This is a genomic window from Actinoplanes sp. CA-051413 (assembly GCF_050955795.1).
GTDB lineage: Bacteria > Actinomycetota > Actinomycetes > Mycobacteriales > Micromonosporaceae > Actinoplanes.
The window spans coordinates 6,119,070-6,133,966 of sequence record NZ_CP192100.1; the positions used below are offsets into that span (position 1 = coordinate 6,119,070).

Genomic DNA, 14,897 nt, shown 5'->3' on the forward strand with positions numbered 1-14,897 from the left:
CCCGGCTTCCCCGTGGGCCCCCGTCAGCGGTCGAGGAGGCGCTCCAGCCCGTCCAGGATGCGGTCGAGCCCGAAGCGGAACGACCGCTCCGGGTCGCCGACCGCGTTGTACTCCAGCCCGGCGGCCTGCCCGACCCGGCCGGAGATCGGGTACGCGTCGCCGGGCATCACCCGTTCCAGGACCGGCGCGTTGACCGCCCACCACTCGGCGTCGGAGATGCCGGACTGCTCGGTGGTGCGCCGGGTGTCGATGGAGGACCGGGCGGCCCCGGCCGTGAAGCTGCACAGCATCGTGATCACCTGGTCCATCTCCAGGTCGGTGAAGCCGGCGCCCTCGATGGCGGCGAGCTGCCACTCGTACCGGTCGGAGACGTTCGGGCCGATCCACGGCCGGCTGTTCTCCACCTGGAGCAGCCAGGGATGCCGGTGGTACTCGTCCCAGATCTGCTGCGCGACCCCGGTGATCCGCTGCCGCAGCGGGCCCTCGTGCGGCGGCAGCTTCTGCTCGCCGGCCACCTCGTCGATCATCAGGCCGATCAGCTCGGCCCGGCCGGGTACGTAGGTGTAGATCGACATCAGCTTCAGCCCGAGCCGGTCGGCGACCTTGCGCATGGAGAACGCGGGCAGCCCCTCCTCGTCCGCCACCGCGATCGCCGCGCGCACCACTTCGTCAACGCTCACCCGCTGCCGGGGTCCGCGGGTGCCCTGCGGGGTCCCGAGCGTGCGCCGCCACAGCAGATTGAGCGTGCGGTCGATGTCTTGACTCTCCATGTGCGCACATTACCCCGTGGGGTGTACGGTGTTGCCGGCAAGATTTCCGTAAGGCATACGGAGTTAGGAGCCACCGTGACCGACTACGCCCTCATGGCCGACGGACTACGCAAGAGATACGGCGCTCTGCAGGCTCTGGACGGCTTCGACCTGAGCGTGCCGCCCGGCGTCATCCACGGGCTGCTCGGCCCGAACGGCGCCGGCAAGACCACCGCGGTGAAGGCCCTGGCCACGCTCATCCGTACCGACGGCGGCAGCGCGCGGGTCGCCGGCTTCGACGTGCGCACCCAGGCCCGCGAGGTCCGGCGGCGGATCGGCCTGGTCGGGCAGAACGCCGCCGTGGACGAGATCCTCGGCGGTCGGCAGAACCTGGTCATGTTCGGCCGGCTCTTCGGCCTCACCACGGCCCGCGCCCGGGCCCGGGCCGACGAGCTGCTCGATACGTTCGGGCTCACCGACGCGGCGGACCGGGCGGTGTCGACCTACAGCGGCGGGATGCGCCGCCGGCTCGACCTGGCCGCCGGTTTCATCCTCACCCCGGCGGTGCTGTTCCTCGACGAGCCCACGACTGGCCTGGATCCCCGGGCCCGCAACGAGGTCTGGGAGAGCGTCCGGGAGATCGCCGCGCGCGGCACCACGGTCCTGCTCACCACGCAGTATCTCGACGAGGCCGACCAGCTGGCGGCCCGGATCTCCGTGATGAACCACGGCAAGGTGGTCGCCACCGGCACGCCCGACGAGCTCAAGCGTCAGGTCGGCGGGGATCGGGTGACCGTCACCGTGCCGCGGTCGGAGTCGCTGGAGCTGGTGGCGCAGCGGCTGGCGGCCGCCCTGGGCGAGGCCGCCGTCACCGACGCGGAGACGCACCGGGTGACCTTCGAGGTCGGGGCCGGGGTGGTCGCGCTGGCCGACATCGTCCGTGCCCTGGATCAGCTGGGTATCGCCCCGGAGGACCTGGTGCTGCGCCGGCCGACCCTCGACGAGGTCTTCCTCACCCTGACCGACAAGGAGGTGGCGCGATGACGACACTGCGAGCCGGCTGGATCATCACCCAGCGGGACCTGGCCCACTGGGTACGCCAGCCGTGGACGCCGCTCTTCGGCCTGCTCTTCTCGATCATGCTGCTGCTGGTCTTCGGCTTCCTCTTCGGCGGCGCGATCACGGTCCCCGGCGGCGGCGACTACATCAGCTTCCTGCTGCCCGGCATGCTCGCGCTGAGCATGATGTTCGGGGTCGAGAGCACGGCCACGGCGATGGCCAACGACGCCCGCAAGGGCATCACCGACCGGTTCCGCTCGATGCCGATCGGCAGTGCGTCGGTGGCCCTGGGCCGGGTCGGCGCCGACATGGCCAACTCGGCGGTCGAGCTGCTGGTGCTGATCCTCGGCGGCCTGCTCATCGGCTGGCGGATCTCCGACGGCCCGGCGTCCGCGCTGGCCGCCGTGCTGCTCCTGCTCCTGCTGCGGTTCGCCGTGCTGTGGATCGGCATCTTCGTGGGCCTGAGCTTCCGCGGCGAGGGCGCCACGATGGCCGTACAGGTGCTGGTCTGGCCGATCGGCTTCCTGTCCACCGCGATCGTGTCCGCCGAGACGATGCCGGGCTGGCTGGGCGCGATCGCCGCCTGGAACCCGTTGTCCGCGACCGCGTCGGCCACGCGGGAGCTCTTCGGCAACCCGACCGGGATCACCGAGGGACCGCTGGCCGACGGGGCGGTGTGGCTCGCGGTCGGCTGGCCGCTGCTGCTCACCGCGATCTTCCTGCCGCTGTCGGCGCGCGCCTACCGCCGGCTGCGCTACTGAGCCGGACCGGCCGGACCGCGGGTGGGCCCGCGGTCCGGCCGGGCGGACCCGTCAGGGCAGGATCGCGTCGACATAACCGCCGTCGACGCGCAGCGCGCCACCGGTGGTGGCCGACGCCTGCGGGGAGCTGAGGTAGACCACCATGTTGGCGATCTCCTCGGGCTCGATCAGGCGTTGCAACAGTGACTGCGGCCGGTGCAGCCGCATGAACTCGCGCTGCGCCTCGTCCCACGGCAGGTCACGGTCCACGAGCTCATAGACGAACTCCTCGACACCGGCGGTGTGGGTCGGTCCGGCGATGACGCTGTTGACCGTCACGCCACTGCCGGCCGCTTCCTTGGCGAAGCCGCGGGAGACCGCCAGCAGCGCGGTCTTGGTCATGCCGTAGTGGATCATCTCGGCCGGCGTCACCACCGCGGAGTCGCTCGCGATGTACTGGATCCGGCCCCAGCCGCGCTCGCGCATGCCCGGCAGGTACGCCCGGGTCAGCCGGACCGCGGTCAGCACGTTGACCTCGAAGTACCGCCGCCACTCGGCGTCGGTGATCTCCAGCGCCGGCCGGGCACCGAAGATGCCCAGGTTGTTGATGAGGATGTCGACCTCCGGCAGCGCCTCCAGCAGCGCGGCGACACCGTCGTCGGTGGTCAGATCGGCCGGGGCGGCGACGAAGTCACCGTCGCTCGGGAGCACGGCGAGCACCTTGTCGCGGTCCCGGCCGTTGATCGCCACCCGGGCGCCGGCGGCGGCCAGGCCGGTGGCGATCGCGAGGCCGATGCCCTGGGTCGAGCCGGTGACGAGAGCAGTCCTGCCGCTGAGATCGAGTCGCATGCCCCCACTCTTCCCCGTGCCGGGCGCCGCGACGCGGGACCCGCACTACGGTGAGGGCGAGATCACCGGGCTCCGGAAGAAGGCGCGGATGTCGGCGGCCAGCTCGACCGGCACCTCCAGCGCCGCGAAGTGCCCGCCGCGCGGCAGTTCTGTCCAGTGCCGGATGTCGAAGAGGCGCTCGGCCAGCGGGCGCACGCTCAGCACGATGTCGTGCGGCAGGACGGCCACACCCATCGGCACCGGGCAGGGCGTGCCGAAGCCGCTCTCCTTGGCCAGCCGGGCCGACGAGCCCGCCGTCCGGGTGAACCAGTAGATCGACACGTCGGTGAGCAGGACGTCGTCGCTGATGGTGGAGGCCGGGTCGACCCACTCGGTGAACTTCTCGGCGATCCAGGCGAGCTGGCCGACGGGTGAGTCGGTCAGCGCGTACGAGATGGTCTGCGGCCGGGTCGCGTGCAGCACCTGGTAGCCGGGCCGGTTCGCGGCGAACGCCGCGGTCCGCTCGGCGCGGTCGCGGTCCTCGCCGGTCAGGCCGGTCGCCGGGCCGGGCGTGGGCAGATAGTTGACGTGTACGCCGACGACCCGTTCGGGGACGGCGGCGCCGAGCGCACGGGCGACGCCGGAGCCCCAGTCGCCCCCGTGCGCACCGAAACGCGGGTAACCGAGCCGGGTCATCAGCTCGGCCAGGGCCCGGGCGATGCGGTGCAGGTCCCAGCCGCGCTCCCCGGTCGGCCCGGAGAAGCCGAAGCCGGGCAGCGACGGCACGACCAGGTGGAAGTCGTCGGACAGCAGGCCGGTCAGGGCCCGGAACTCGAGCACCGAGCCCGGCCAGCCGTGCAGGAGCAGCAGCGGCAGCGCGTCCGGGTTGGCCGAGCGGATGTGCAGGAAGTGGACGCGCTGGCCGTCGATCTCGGTGCGGAACTGCGGGAACTCGTTCAGCTCGGCCTCGTGCCGCCGCCAGTCGTAGCCGTGGCGCCAGTGCTCGGCGAGTTCGCGTACGCGGGCCAGCGGGATGCCGTAGTCCCAGCCCGCGCCGGGCAGCTCGTCGGGCCAGCGGGTGCGGTCGAGGCGGTCGGCCAGGTCGTCGAGGTCGGCCTGCGGGACGTCGATCCGGTACGGCGCGATATCGTTCATACGACTAACGTTAGTCGTACTAACGTTAGTCAGGCAAATGTTAGAGTCGGCACATGGAGCACCTCCCCAGCTGGCTGCTGACCCAGACCGCCGCCCACGCCGGCCGCCTGGTCACCGAACGATTCGCCGAGGTCGGCGCGCGCGGCTACCACTACCGGCTGCTGGAGACCCTGCTCGACGGGCCGGCCAGCCAGGCCGAGCTGGGCCGGCGCACCGCAATCCACCTCAGCGACATGGTGGCGGTGCTCAACGAGCTGACCGCGGACGGCTACGTCGAGCGCAGCCCGGACCCGGCCGACAAGCGCCGCAACGTCGTGACGATCACCGGCCGCGGCCGTGAACGCGCCCGGGAGCTGGCAGCTCGGGCCGAGGCCATCCAGGACGAGCTGCTCGCGCCGCTGACCTCCGCCGAGCGGGCCGAGCTGGTGCGGCTGCTGAGCCTGCTCAGGAAAGGCGCGGCGCCAGCTTGAGCGCCACCTGCAGCGCCTGGCCGGGCTCCGGGTAACCCCCGTCGGCATCCCACACCTCGGAGAGCACCGCCTGCACAAAACCCCAGGCGACCACCCGGTCGACGGGCATGCCGAGGCCGTCGGCGAAGTGCTCCACCCGGGCCGGCAGCAGCTCCAGCACCGGCTCGTCGCCGTCGAACGGGTTGTAGAGCACCGCCCCGACCTCGTATCCGGGATCGCCGAGCACGCCGTGCGGGTCGATCGCCAGCCACGGCTCCCGGACCGCGGCCAGCACGTTCTCGTGGTGCAGATCCCCGTGCAGGACCACCCGCTGCGAGGCCGAGGCGCACAGGTCGGCCAGCAGCGCCCGGGCCTGCTCGACCAGGCGCCGCGGCAACGGGTCGTCGCCGGGATACCGCGCCAGATGCGCGTCGAACGCCGCGACGCGCGAGGACAACTCCTCCAGCACCAGCCCTTCCGGCGCCGGCCGGTGCAGGCGCCGCATCATGTCGACGAGGACGGCCGTGGCCTGCTCGTCGTGCTCGCGGACCAGCGCCCGCAACGTCCCGCCGGGCTCGGCCCGCTCCAGCAGCAGCGCACCCCGGTCGTCGTCGCGGGCCAGCACCTCGACCGTGCCCCGGCCACCGAAGAAGCCGAGCGTGTCGGCCTCCATCGCGACATGACCGGCCACGGCCAGGCCGAGCTTGAGCACGGCCGGCGACCCGTCGGCCCGCCGCGCCGGCGCGACATAGTTGAAACTCAACGGGTACGGCGCACCGACCGTCAGTCCCCACTCCCGGGCAACGTCCTCGACCAGAGCGGGCAGCTGGGCGAGCCAGCGCCGGCCGTCGTCGCCCCAATTGCCGGTGACGTTGCGGACGAAGGCAGCGGGAAACATGCCCTCCAGTCTCGCAGCACCCTGATCGGACACTTTGGAGCCCACCGCTCTGGTGAGCGGGTTCATCCGCCGGCGCCACATCACCGCGGACGTGGACGACCGGGGCTGAGACTGCCTGCGGGCCGGCGGGAAGTTCCAGCTGGAAGGCAACGCGGGCGGTGACATCCTGGCCTGCGAACCGCCGCGGCTGCTGCGGCTGACCTTCGGCGGGCCACTGAGCCGGGTGGAGCTGCGCCTTTCCCCGGACGGCGCGGAGCGGACCCGGCTCGAGCTGGAGCACACCGTCCCATCGAGATGGCCCGCAGCGGCGCGGGAGCCCTCTCCCTCGGTCCGGGATGGGACGGCGCGTTCCTGGCCCTGGCGCTGTTCCTGCAGGGTGTGGTCGCCGAGGACCCGGCACACCTGGGTGAGCGTCGTCGAGGCGTCCGGCACCGCGGGACCGGAGGACATCGCCGCAGCCAAGGAGGTGTCGCTGGCCCAGTTCGCTCCGGAGCAGGCCTGAAAGGAGAAAGCCGCCACGGAGGTGGCGGCTTTTCCGTCGTGCGTGGTGCGGGCCTCAGCCGGTCGGGCGGCGGATGCCGGTGATGGCCCCGCTGCGATCGATCGACGCCATGCGGACGTGGTCACCCGTGTGCGGTGCGTGCACCATCGTGTTGCCGCCGACATAGATGCCGACATGATGGACCGGACTGCCGTAGAAGATCAGGTCGCCCGGCTGCAGCTGACTGCGGCTGACCGCCCGACCCGCTCCGATCTGGTCACCGGTGAAGTGCTCCAGGTGCACCCCGACCACCGCCCAGGCCACCTTGGTCAGGCCGGAGCAGTCGTAGCCGCCCGGCCCTTCCGCACCGAAGACGTAGGGCTTGCCGATGAGGTCGCACGCCTTCTGCGCCGCCCGGCCACCCTTGTCGTCGGTGTAGTCGACCGGGCACGGGCCGGTCTTGAACGCACCGTCGGAGACGCCGCTCGCCCCGTACGCCCTGATCCGCAGTTTCTGCAGCTCGTCGACCTTCTTCTGGATGTCCTTCTTCTGCTGGGCCAGCGCCTTGTCGCGCGCCGCCACGGCTTTGGTCAGGGTGTCCAGGTCGCGCTTGTCGCCCGCGAGCTGGTCGCGCAGCTTCGCGGCGCCCGAGACCGACTCACGCTGGTGCCGGCTGATCTGGTCGAGGAACGTGAGCTTCTCGGTCAGAGAGGTCGGCGAACCACTGACGACCATGGCCTTCATGGCGCTGGGCGAGCCCTGCATGTAGGCCTTTCCCGCCATGTTGCCCACCTGCGACATGGCCAGGTCGACCTCCAGCTCCAGCGGTGCGAGCCGTTTGTCGATCTTCCGGAGCTGGGCCTGGTTCTTGAGCAGCTGATTGTGCACGTTGTTGTACTGCTCGATGACCGGTTCCAGCTTGTTCCACTGCTCGTCGATCTGCTTTTCGATGCTCGACGGGGACGGTGTCGCATTCGCCACCCCGGGAGTGAGAAGAATCCCGACCGCGACGACGGCGCAGGCGATGCTGCGCAGAATTGCGGCGCTGCGCGCCTCAATCCGTTTCACGTAGGTGCAGTGTCCTTTCTTCCCTCGGCCGCCGACCGGGTTAGCTGACGGGTGCGGGCGGGAAGCGCGCCCGGCCACCGTGCTGCTGGTGGCTTGACCCCAGAATTCGTGGGTCCCCGGTTCGTCTCGCGACGATTAGGCGGTGGCTCGTCAGTTCGCCCGGGTTGGGACGAGGGGGGACTGCCGAGCCGGGCACTACCGTACTCCCGATCAACGGCGATTTGAACCCGGCGGTATCAGGACACACTGCGCCGAACATCGGTTGACGCAGCGTAAGAAATGGCCGTCAAAGCGGCCAGGCCGAAAGCGCCCGGTCCAGCCATGGCAATACCAGAATCACTGTGGGTAATACCAGCAGGCCGACCGCGCCGGTGGCCGCGGCCAGGGTCAAGGTCACGGTGACCGGGCGCGGATCACTCACATTCAGCCGGTCGAGCCGGCGCCGGCGTTCCGCCGCCGCGCTGCCGAGCTCCGCCGGCGCGTCCGGGCTGACCGCGTCGCTGAGCAGCGCCAGAGCTGTGCGCAGCGGCGCCGCGCCGCAGCGCCGCCGGGCGGCGTCGTCGGCGACCATCTCGAGCAGCAGGTGTACGGCGTCGAGCGGCGCCCGGCTGCGCAGTGGCCGCGGCACCGCCCGGTAGAACGCGGTGAACGACTCCATGACCACGTCGTGCCGGTGCCGCAGGTGGGTCTGCTCGTGCGCGATCACCGCGGCCACCTGCTCGGCGTCGAGGACCCGCAGCGCACCGTCGCTGAGCACCACCCGAGGCGAGCGGCCCGGCAGGCAGTACGCGAAAGGCAGCGGCCCGTCCAGCACCCGCAGCCCGGCAGGCACCTCGGCCGGCAGCTCACCGTGGCGCTCGGCACTGTCCAGCAGGTCGACCAGCATCCGGTGCCGGGACCGGCGCGCCCGGGACCGGATGCTCACCCGGACGAGCGACACGAGCAGCCGCACGATGATCACCGCGGCGACGGCCAGCGCGAAAATCAGCGCAGCCGCACCCACCGGCCGGTCCGAACCCAGCTCACTGACCAGTTCCTGCGGTCCGGCCAGCACCACGCCCAGCGCGCAGAGCACCCCAGTGAGGGTGATGCTCTGCCAGAGCGCGACGGCCGCCGCGGGAGCCCGGTCGGGCCAGCGCGCCCCGGCCAGGATGCCCGGCACGACCAGCGACAGGGTCAGCCCGAGAGCGCCGAGCAGCATGGCGGTCACTGCTGTTGTTCTGGGTTTTCCGCTGCGGGCAGGCTCAGCAGAGCGCCCGGGTCCTTCCGTGCCGCCTCGATGGCGGCGGTCAGTGCCGACGGGTCGATCCGGCCGACGAAGTGCGCCAGGGCCGCGTCGCGGACGCCGTCGGGAGCCGCACTGAGGGCGTCGAGCATCAGCGCGGCAGTCATCTCCTCGCGCGACTGCGCGGGGGCATAGCGGTACGCCCGGTCGGCGCGTTGCTGGGTGACGACACCCTTCTTGGCCAGCCGGTCCAGCACGGTCATCACGGTCGTGTACGCCAGCTCGCGGTCGCGGCTCAGCCGTTCGTGCACCTGGCGCACGGTCAGCGGCTCGCCGGCGTTCCACAACTGCGTCATGACCTCACGTTCGAGGTCTCCCAAAGCCATGTGACCCACTCTACTGCACAGCGTCGTACTACGGGGCGTAGTATCTACTACGGAACGTCGTAGAGGGGGCCATCCGTGGACGTGCTCGAGCTGACCCGGCTGCAGTTCGCGGTCGTGACGATCTACCACTACTTCTTCGTGCCGCTGTCGATCAGCCTGGCCGGCACCGCCGCGGGCCTGCAGCTCGCCTGGCTGCGCACCGGTCAGGAGCGCTATCTGCAGCTCACCAAACTGGTCGGCAAGCTGCTCATCGTCACCTTCGCGGTCGGCGTGGTCACCGGGCTGGTGCAGGAGTTCCAGTTCGGGATGGGCTGGAGCAACTTCGCCCGCTTCTACGGCGACGTGTTCGGCCCGACGCTGGCGATCGAGGGCATGCTCGCCTTCTTCCTGGAGGCGACGTTCCTCGCGCTCTGGTACTTCGGCTGGGACCGGCTGCCACGCAAGCTGCACGCCGCCACCATCGTCATCGTCGCGGCCGGCACCGTGATGTCCGCGTTCATCATCCTGGCCGCCAACTCGTTCATGCAGAACCCGGTCGCGTACTCGCTGGACCCGGTGACCGGGCGGGCGCACCTCGACGACTTCGGCGCGCTGCTGCTCAACAAGGTCAACCTGGCCGCGTTCCCGCACACGCTGGCCGGGGCGGTGATGGCCGGCGGGTCGCTGCTCCTGGCCATCGGGGTGTGGCGGCTGCGGGCGGGAGGCGAGGCGGCGTTCCGTACGCTGGCCCGGCTCGGCGCCTGGCTGACCCTCACCGGCGGCGCCCTCACCGCCCTGACCGGCGACCACCTCGGCAAGGTCATCACCGAGGTGCAGCCGATGAAGATGGCCGCCGCCGAGGCCCTGTACGCGACCACCACCGGCGCGCCCTTCTCGGTCTTCGCCGTCGGCGGCCCGGACGGCGGCGAGCCGTTCTTCAGCCTGGAGATCCCCCGCCTGCTGTCCATCCTGGCCAAGGGAAACCCCGGCGCGACCGTGCAGGGCATCGACGACCTCCAGGCCCAGTACGCCGCCCAGTTCGGCCCGGGCAGCTACATCCCGATGATCCCGGTGGCGTTCTGGACGTTCCGGCTGATGATCGGCATCGGCATGCTGGCGGCGGCCGTCGCGGCGTACTACCTGTGGAGCACCCGGCGTGACCGGCAGGCCCACCGGCTGCTGATCCGCTTCCTGCCGCTGATCCCGATCCTGCCCGCCGCGGCCAACACGTTCGGCTGGATCTTCACCGAGACCGCCCGCCAGCCCTGGCTCGCGTTCGGCATCTCCCGGGTCGCCGACGGCATCTCCCCCGGCCTGACCCGCGGCGAGGTGCTCGTCTCCCTGATCGGCTTCGCCGTCGTCTACGGCATCCTCGCCGTCGTCTGGCTGCGCCTGGTCCGCCACCTGTCCCGGCAACCGCTCGAAGCCGCCGCGCCCGCCGCATCCGCCGGCGAGCAGGCACCCGAGCGCGAGCCCGTCCCGGTCTACTGAGGAATCACCATGATGATCACTGTCTGGTTCGCGCTGGTCGTGCTCTGCTGGGTGCTGTTCTTCGTCCTCGAGGGCTTCGACTTCGGCGTCGGCCTGCTCTCCCCGGTCGTCGGCCGCGACGACCACGAGCGGGGAGCCGTCGTCCGCACCGTCGGCCCGTTCTGGGACGGCAACGAGGTCTGGCTGGTCGCCGCGATCGGCGTGACCTTCGCGGCCTTCCCCGACTGGTACGCCGCCCTGCTCTCCGGCCTCTATCTGCCGATGGTGGCGCTGTTGCTGCTGCTCGCCGTCCGCGGGGTGGCGCTGGAGTTCCGCGGCAAGGGCGACGGGCCACGCTGGCGCCGACGCTGCGACGCGGCCCTGGCGGCCAGCTCGGCCGGCATCGTGCTGCTCTGGGGAGCGGTGCTGGGCGTGCTCACCCACGGCCTGGCCCTCGGCCCGGACGGCCAGGTCACCGGTACGGGTCTGAGCCGCAGCACCGCGGCCCTGCTCAGCTGGCCGGCCCTGGCCGGGGCGGGCGCGGCCCTGTTCGCCGCCCTGCTGATCGGGGCGATGTTCCTGACCCTGCGCACCACCGGCCCGGTGCACGTGCGGGCCCGCCGGCTCGGCGTCACCCTGGCCACCGGCGGCACCGCCGTGCTGGCCGCGATCGGCTTCGCCACCGAGTCGCGGCCGGCGCTGGCCGCGGCCGCGCTCTGCCTGGGCATCGCCATGCTGGCCCGCAACGGCCAGGAAGCCCTGGCCTTCGGCGGTACGGCGCTGAGCATCGCCGGCGCCGTCATCACCGTCTTCACCGTGCACGGCGACGTCGTGCTGCGCAGCACACTGGACCCGGCCTGGTCGCTGACCATGACGGGCGCGGCGGCCACCGACTCGGCGCTGCGGCTGATCAGCGTCGTCGGCGTGGTGGTGCTCCCCGGCGTACTGGTCTACCAGGCGTTCTCGTACTGGGTGTTCCGGCGCCGGGTGGCCAGCGAGCGGGTGCCGTCATGAGCCGTGGACCCCTCGACCCCCGGTTGCTGCGGCACGCTCGCTCCAGCCGTACCGGAATCGGGATCTCGGCCCTGCTCGGCGCCGTCCAGGCGGCCGCGACGGTCGCCGTCGCCGTCGCCCTGGCCCGGATCGTCACCGGCCACGACGCGCTGGCGCTGCTGGCCGCGGCCTTCGTGCTGCGGGCCGCGCTGACCTGGGCGGAGCAGGTGGTGGCCCAGCGTACGGCGGCCGCGGTGACCGACGAACTGCGCCGCTCGGCGCTCGCGGCGGCGCTGGACCACGGTCCCGCCTGGGTGGCCCGCTTCGGCGGCAACCGGCTCACCGCCGTGCTGGGCAGCGGCCTGGACTCGCTGCGGCCGTGGTTCTCCGGCTACCTGCCCGCACTGGTCCTCGGCGTGGCGCTGCCACCGCTGGTCATCGTCGCGATGGCCCTCACCGACCTCACGTCGGCACTGATCGCCCTGGTCACGCTGCCGCTGATCCCGGTGCTGGGCGCGCTGATCGGCTGGGCGACCCGCGAGCGGGCCCAGCGGGCCTGGGAGGCCGACGCCCGGCTGGCGGGCCACTTCCTCGACGTCGTGCGCGGGCTGGCGACCCTGCGGGTGTACGGCCGCGCCGACCGCCAGACCACCGTGGTCCGCGACATGACCGACCGGCACCGCGCGGCGACCCTGCGGGTGCTGCGGGTGGCGTTCCTGTCCTCGACGGCGCTGGACCTGGTCGCCACGCTGTCCGTGGGGCTGATCGCCGTCGAGGCGGGGCTCCGGGTGGCCGCCGGCGACCTGACGCTGGGCCCGGCGCTGCTGGTCATCCTGCTCGCGCCCGAGGTGTACCGGCCGCTGCGCGAGATGGCGGCCCGCTACCACGCGAGCGCCGACGCGTCGGCAGTCATCGCGGACGCCGACGAGATCCTGGCACCCTCCGACGCCGATCCGGCCTTCCTGCCGACCGGGGCGGTGCTGGCCGCGGCTCGCGACGGACGCTTCGGCGCCGGTGGCGAACGCCCGGCCGTGTACGCCGCCCGGCTGCGGGTGCGGCACCCCGGGTCCACGGTGGACGCACTCAACCTGGACGCGCTGGCCGTCCGCGAGGGAGAACTGGTCGCCCTGCGCGGACCGTCGGGTGCCGGCAAGACCACGGCACTGCGGGTCCTCGCCGGGCTGCAGCCGGCGGTCACGGGACGGGTCGAGCTCAGCGGTCCCGGCCTGCTGTACCTGCCCCAGCGGCCGACGCTGCCGCACGTCCGCACAGTCGCCGACGTGTTCCCGGGGTGCAGTCCGGACGCGGTGCGCGAAGCGCTGCGCACGGTGGGCCTGGACGCCGAGGTGGAACCGGCGACAGTGCTGGGCGAGCACGGGGCTGGGGTGTCGGCCGGCCAGCGGCAAAGGCTGGCGCTGGCGGCTCTGCTGCGGGCGGCCGGGCGCGCACCGGCGGTGCTGCTGCTCGACGAACCGACCGCGCACCTCGACGCGGAAGCCGAGCGGCTGGTGATCGAGCGGCTGCGGGCGGCGGCGGACCAGGGGTGTGCGGTGCTGGTGGTCGCGCACCGGCCCGGGCTGCTGGCCGCGGCCGACCGGATCATCGACGTCACTCCCCCGCCGCCCGACGTGCCGCCGGCATCAGGACCGGTCGGCCGGCAACACCCCGACGACCGGGCCGTTTCATCGGCGCCGGGCGCCGCCCCCGCGGCCGCGCCGGGCGCTGTTCCCGCGGCCACGCCGGGCACTGTTCGCGCCCCTGCGGCCGGTGGGTCGCTGGTGGCGCGCGCTGCCGGGTGGCTCGTGCGGCGCCCCGGCACGGCCGTCGGGTTCGGGGCGGCTTCCTGGCTGGCCGGGATCGTGCTGACCGGGGCGGCCACCTGGCTGCTCGTCCGGGCCGCGACGCTGCCGCCGGTGCTCACGCTGTCGACCGCTGTCGTGCTCGTCCGGGGTAGTGCCGTCGCCCGGCCGCTGCTGCGCTACGTCGAGCGGCTGGTCTCGCACGACGTGGCCTTCGCCCGGCTCGGCGAGTGGCGGGCGCGGGTCTTCGCTGACCTCATCCCCCGGGTGCCCGGCCCTCGGCTGCGACGCCGCGGTGACCTGCTCACCCGGGTCGGGGACGACGTGGACGCCCGCGTCGACGGGCTGCTGCGGGGGCGCCTGCCCGCCCTCGCGGCGGCTCTGACCCTGGCGCTCGTGGCGGTCACTGCTGTGGCGGTGCTGCCCGCGGTCGCGCTTCCGCTCGCGGTGGGACTGCTGATCAGCGGGGTGGCCGCTCCGGCGCTGGCCGCGCGGCAGGCGAGCCGGCTCGACGCTGCTACCGGTCAGGCGCGGGCCGAGCTGCGGGACGCCGTCGTGGAGACCGTCGATGGTGTCGAGGAGCTCGCCGTGGGTCGGCGGGGCGGGGACGCTCTGGCCGTACCGGATCGGCGCAGCCGGGTGCTGGCGCGGCTCGAAGCGCGGGCGGCCCGCTCGGCCGGTGCCGCCGCCGCGCTTGGCCTGCTCGGCTGGGGGGTCGCGGTGACCGGTACCGCGCTGGTGGCCGCCGGTAGCGGGCTGTCCGACGAGTGGGCCGCTGTGCTGTTGCTTGCGGTTGTGGCGCTCGGCGAGCCGGTCGCCGCGCTGCCCGACGCTGCTGTTGCCTGGCGCCGCGCGGCCGGTGCGCGCGCCCGGCTCGCGGAGATCGCCGCGCAGCCACCGTCAGCCACTCCCGGACCCGCCGCTGCCGCCGGTGCTCCCGGTGCCGGTGCGGCCGGGGACATCACGATCCGCGGCCTGGTGGCTGGCTGGGACCCGGCTCGGCCGCCCGCCCTGGCCGGCATCGACCTGGACCTGCCGGCCGGCTCCCGCACCGCGGTGCTCGGGCCCTCCGGCGGCGGCAAGTCCACCCTCGCCGCCGTGCTGTCCCGGCTGCTGGACCCGCGCGCGGGCACGGTCACCGGGGTGGGCCGCAGCGCGCTGGTCGGCGACGAGGCCGACCACGTCTTCGCCTCCACGGTCCGGGAGAACCTGCGCCTCGCCCGCCCGGACGCCACCGACGCCGAACTGCACGCCGCCCTGGCCCGGGTGCGGCTCGACGGCTGGCTGGCCGGTCTGCCGCAGGGGCTCGACACCTGGCTCGGCACCGGCGGCGGGACGATCTCCGGCGGTCAGCGTCGCCGGCTGGCGACCGCCCGGGCCCTGCTCGCCGAACCCGACCTGCTCATCCTGGACGAGCCCACCGAAGGGCTGGACGAGGCCGGCGCGGCCGCGCTGATGGCGGATCTGCTCACCGCCACCGATGGGCGCACGGTGCTGCTGCTGACGCACCGCACCGAAGGGCTGGACCGGGTGCACGCCCGCTACGAACTGCGGGACGGACAGCTGACCCCCTGTCGGCGAGCGGACACCGCGGTGGTCGGGGCTCGTTGATACTGAC

General features: G+C 72.9%; 13 protein-coding genes and 1 riboswitch. Of the genes, 6 read left to right on the forward strand and 7 right to left on the reverse strand.

The genetic code is table 11. From position 1 onward, the window contains the following. Positions 1–23: 23 nt before the first annotated feature. Positions 24–770: a TetR/AcrR family transcriptional regulator C-terminal domain-containing protein gene (locus ACQP2Y_RS28890; protein WP_433718184.1), complete on the reverse strand. Its 747-nt coding sequence runs from the start codon at positions 768–770 to the stop codon at positions 24–26. Between the two features lie 93 nt (positions 771–863). Between ACQP2Y_RS28890 and ACQP2Y_RS28895 the strand changes: the two genes are divergently transcribed. Both ACQP2Y_RS28895 and ACQP2Y_RS28900 read left to right on the forward strand, forming a co-directional pair. Continuing rightward, positions 864–1,793 (forward strand): ATP-binding cassette domain-containing protein, encoded by a 930-nt coding sequence (locus ACQP2Y_RS28895; RefSeq protein ID WP_433732096.1) that lies wholly within the window; start codon positions 864–866, stop codon positions 1,791–1,793. Next, the gene (locus tag ACQP2Y_RS28900) at positions 1,790–2,569 is read left to right on the forward strand and encodes an ABC transporter permease (RefSeq protein WP_433718186.1); all 780 of its coding nucleotides are present in this window, start codon (positions 1,790–1,792) and stop codon (positions 2,567–2,569) included. The genes ACQP2Y_RS28895 and ACQP2Y_RS28900 overlap by 4 nt, the downstream gene beginning before the upstream one ends. A gap of 51 nt (positions 2,570–2,620) precedes the next feature. Here the strand turns inward: ACQP2Y_RS28900 and ACQP2Y_RS28905 are convergent, their stop codons facing one another. Together ACQP2Y_RS28905 and ACQP2Y_RS28910 are read right to left on the reverse strand one after the other, a co-directional pair. Continuing rightward, a complete protein-coding gene (locus ACQP2Y_RS28905) occupies positions 2,621–3,397 on the reverse strand; it encodes an SDR family NAD(P)-dependent oxidoreductase (RefSeq protein ID WP_433718188.1) in 777 nt (258 codons plus the stop codon). A 45-nt stretch (positions 3,398–3,442) separates the two neighbouring features. Then, positions 3,443–4,522, reverse strand: a complete 1,080-nt coding sequence (locus ACQP2Y_RS28910; RefSeq protein ID WP_433732098.1) for an epoxide hydrolase family protein — start codon at positions 4,520–4,522, stop codon at positions 3,443–3,445. Positions 4,523–4,584: 62 nt separating this feature from the next. Between ACQP2Y_RS28910 and ACQP2Y_RS28915 the strand changes: the two genes are divergently transcribed. Next, a complete protein-coding gene (locus ACQP2Y_RS28915; RefSeq protein WP_433718190.1) occupies positions 4,585–5,001 on the forward strand; it encodes a MarR family winged helix-turn-helix transcriptional regulator in 417 nt (138 codons plus the stop codon). On the opposite strand, the gene ACQP2Y_RS28920 is transcribed toward ACQP2Y_RS28915, so the two are convergent. The 4 genes from ACQP2Y_RS28920 to ACQP2Y_RS28935 all read right to left on the reverse strand — a co-directional run bounded on the left by ACQP2Y_RS28920 (position 4,976) and on the right by ACQP2Y_RS28935 (position 9,038). Then, the gene (locus tag ACQP2Y_RS28920) at positions 4,976–5,878 is read right to left on the reverse strand and encodes an aminoglycoside phosphotransferase family protein (protein ID WP_433718192.1); all 903 of its coding nucleotides are present in this window, start codon (positions 5,876–5,878) and stop codon (positions 4,976–4,978) included. The genes ACQP2Y_RS28915 and ACQP2Y_RS28920 overlap by 26 nt on opposite strands. A 556-nt stretch (positions 5,879–6,434) precedes the next feature. Then, positions 6,435–7,427, reverse strand: coding sequence for an NlpC/P60 family protein (locus ACQP2Y_RS28925; protein WP_433718194.1), 993 nt, complete (start codon positions 7,425–7,427; stop codon positions 6,435–6,437). A gap of 14 nt (positions 7,428–7,441) precedes the next feature. Next, positions 7,442–7,579: riboswitch (cyclic di-AMP (ydaO/yuaA leader) on the reverse strand. Positions 7,580–7,713: 134 nt separating this feature from the next. Next, a complete protein-coding gene (locus ACQP2Y_RS28930) occupies positions 7,714–8,628 on the reverse strand; it encodes a M56 family metallopeptidase (protein ID WP_433732100.1) in 915 nt (304 codons plus the stop codon). 5 nt (positions 8,629–8,633) lie between these two features. Next, positions 8,634–9,038 (reverse strand): BlaI/MecI/CopY family transcriptional regulator, encoded by a 405-nt coding sequence (locus ACQP2Y_RS28935; protein ID WP_433718196.1) that lies wholly within the window; start codon positions 9,036–9,038, stop codon positions 8,634–8,636. 75 nt (positions 9,039–9,113) lie between these two features. On the opposite strand from ACQP2Y_RS28935, the gene ACQP2Y_RS28940 reads away from it, so the two are divergent. The 3 genes from ACQP2Y_RS28940 to cydC are packed head-to-tail and all read left to right on the forward strand — an operon-like array spanning position 9,114 to position 14,890. Beyond that, positions 9,114–10,508, forward strand: a complete 1,395-nt coding sequence (locus ACQP2Y_RS28940) for a cytochrome ubiquinol oxidase subunit I (RefSeq protein WP_433718198.1) — start codon at positions 9,114–9,116, stop codon at positions 10,506–10,508. Between the two features lie 9 nt (positions 10,509–10,517). Continuing rightward, positions 10,518–11,501, forward strand: coding sequence for a cytochrome d ubiquinol oxidase subunit II (gene cydB / locus ACQP2Y_RS28945; RefSeq protein WP_433718200.1), 984 nt, complete (start codon positions 10,518–10,520; stop codon positions 11,499–11,501). Continuing rightward, complete coding sequence (gene cydC, locus ACQP2Y_RS28950; RefSeq protein WP_433718202.1) at positions 11,498–14,890, forward strand: thiol reductant ABC exporter subunit CydC; 3,393 nt, start codon at positions 11,498–11,500, stop codon at positions 14,888–14,890. The genes cydB and cydC overlap by 4 nt, the downstream gene beginning before the upstream one ends. Positions 14,891–14,897: the final 7 nt, after the last annotated feature.

Bases quoted from the DNA above. Each gene is read 5' to 3' on its own strand.
- ACQP2Y_RS28890 (WP_433718184.1), bottom strand. From the start codon at position 770: ATGGAGAGTCAAGACATCGACCGCACGCTCAATCTGCTGTGGCGGCGC.
- ACQP2Y_RS28895 (WP_433732096.1), top strand. From the start codon at position 864: ATGGCCGACGGACTACGCAAGAGATACGGCGCTCTGCAGGCTCTGGAC.
- ACQP2Y_RS28900 (WP_433718186.1), top strand. From the start codon at position 1,790: ATGACGACACTGCGAGCCGGCTGGATCATCACCCAGCGGGACCTGGCC.
- ACQP2Y_RS28905 (WP_433718188.1), bottom strand. From the start codon at position 3,397: ATGCGACTCGATCTCAGCGGCAGGACTGCTCTCGTCACCGGCTCGACC.
- ACQP2Y_RS28915 (WP_433718190.1), top strand. From the start codon at position 4,585: ATGGAGCACCTCCCCAGCTGGCTGCTGACCCAGACCGCCGCCCACGCC.
- ACQP2Y_RS28920 (WP_433718192.1), bottom strand. From the start codon at position 5,878: ATGTTTCCCGCTGCCTTCGTCCGCAACGTCACCGGCAATTGGGGCGAC.
- ACQP2Y_RS28930 (WP_433732100.1), bottom strand. From the start codon at position 8,628: ATGCTGCTCGGCGCTCTCGGGCTGACCCTGTCGCTGGTCGTGCCGGGC.
- ACQP2Y_RS28935 (WP_433718196.1), bottom strand. From the start codon at position 9,038: ATGGCTTTGGGAGACCTCGAACGTGAGGTCATGACGCAGTTGTGGAAC.
- cydB (WP_433718200.1), top strand. From the start codon at position 10,518: ATGATGATCACTGTCTGGTTCGCGCTGGTCGTGCTCTGCTGGGTGCTG.
- cydC (WP_433718202.1), top strand. From the start codon at position 11,498: ATGAGCCGTGGACCCCTCGACCCCCGGTTGCTGCGGCACGCTCGCTCC.